Here is a 1631-nt window from a genome sequence, read left to right as displayed (position 1 = left end):
TGTAGCCGCACAGTTAGAATGTCCTGATTCTGCAAAGTAAGAATGTCACTCTCTTCCCGTTTTGGATGACGGCGGAGATTGCGGATGGGATTGATAGCGATGAGCGAGCGCGACCTGCAGCGGATCGAGGTTCTGTCGAAGGTGATCGCCGGCCGGATGACGCTGGTGTCGGCGGCGCATGTGCTTGATCTGAGCGAGCGCCAGGTGCGGCGGCTGTTGAATCGCATCAGCACCGACGGCGCGGCCTCGATCCGCCATAAGGCGATTGGCCGGCCCTCGAACAACCGGATCAGCGACGGTGTTCGCGACTACGCGGTGACGCTGGTTCGTGAATGCTATGCGGATTTCGGTCCAACGCTGGCGGCCGAGAAGCTTGCCGAGCGCGATGGATTGCGGGTGTCGCGCGAGACGTTGCGCAGTTGGATGTCGGAGGCCGGCCTGCGGCTGTCGCGCAAGCAGCGGCGGACGTTTCATCAGCCGCGGTTGCGGCGCGAGGCCTATGGCGAGCTGGTACAGATCGACGGGTCCGAACATCGCTGGTTTGAAGATCGTGGCGATCCGTGTTCGCTCTTGGTGTTCGTCGATGATGCGACGGGCAAGTTGATGCAGTTGCGCTTCGTGCGCTCGGAAAGCGCCTTCAGCTATTTCGATGCACTGGAGCTTTATCTGAAGCATCACGGAGCGCCGGTCGCCTTTTATTCTGATAAGCATTCAGTGTTCCGGGTGGCGAAGAAGGATGCCAAGGGCGGCCAGGGCATGACCCAGTTCGGGCGGGCGCTTTCAGAGCTAAACATCGAGATTCTCTGTGCAAACTCCAGCCAGGCCAAAGGTCGTGTCGAGCGGATGAACCGGACGCTGCAGGATCGACTGGTCAAGGAATTGAGGTTGGCGGGAATCTGCGACATGGAGGCGGGCAATACATTTTTGCCTGGCTTCATGGAGGACTACAATGCGCGGTTTGCGATTGTCCCTGCCCGATCAGACGATCTGCATCGGCCGATGAATCTGGCTCCGGGTCGGTTGGCCGAGATCCTGTGCAAACGCGAACAGCGTTATGTTGGAGCGCAGCTGACGTTTTCGTTTGAGCGCAAGCGGATCATGCTGGTGGAAAGCGAGGTGACGCGCGGATTGGCTGGTCGCTATGTCGAGACCTATGCCTATGCGGACGGCCGGCTCGATGTGCGGTGGAAGGGACACTCCCTGCCCTACAAGGTGTTCGACAAGGACCAGCGGGTGACGCATGCGGCGATCGTCGAGAACAAGCGGCTCGGCGATGTTCTGGCCTATATCAAGGAGCGGCAGGAGCAGCAATCGAAGCCTGTGGTAAAGAGCAATAGCGAGAAGAACAGCTATGTGCGACGGGCTCACGGTCCGGGACGGCGGAGGGATTTTATGAACGATCCGGCGGTGATCGAACGCCGTGAAGCTGCGCTGGCAAAGCTTGACGCTGCCGAGTGAGACGTCGATCGCATCGTCTCAAAGCTAAAGCCGAAGGGTGCCCTCACCCGCCCCGATCTGATCTTGCAACCCGGACCAGCCGCTCAGATCGGGGCTGATCGGCCTGCCGGATGCAGACCAAAGTGACATTTCGACTTTGCAGAGATCCGGACATTCCAACTTCACCGCCACAT

General features: G+C 59.5%; 1 protein-coding gene. It reads left to right on the top strand.

What is annotated here, in order from left to right:
• The first annotated feature begins 84 nt into the window (after window positions 1–84).
• Window positions 85–1458, top strand: a complete 1374-nt coding sequence (locus C4N04_RS31355; RefSeq protein ID WP_106797764.1) for an ISNCY family transposase — start codon at window positions 85–87, stop codon at window positions 1456–1458.
• Window positions 1459–1631 lie beyond the last annotated feature (173 nt).

The sequence above is a fragment of the Rhizobium sp. H4 genome, assembly GCF_003013335.1.
Taxonomy (GTDB): Bacteria; Pseudomonadota; Alphaproteobacteria; order Rhizobiales; family Rhizobiaceae; genus Rhizobium; species Rhizobium sophoriradicis.
Note: the sequence above shows the minus strand (reverse complement) of the source record. Positions and strands in the feature narration are given on the sequence as shown.

Excerpts from the sequence above, each read along its gene's own strand:
- C4N04_RS31355 (WP_106797764.1), top strand. The coding sequence starts at position 85 with ATGGGATTGATAGCGATGAGCGAGCGCGACCTGCAGCGGATCGAGGTT.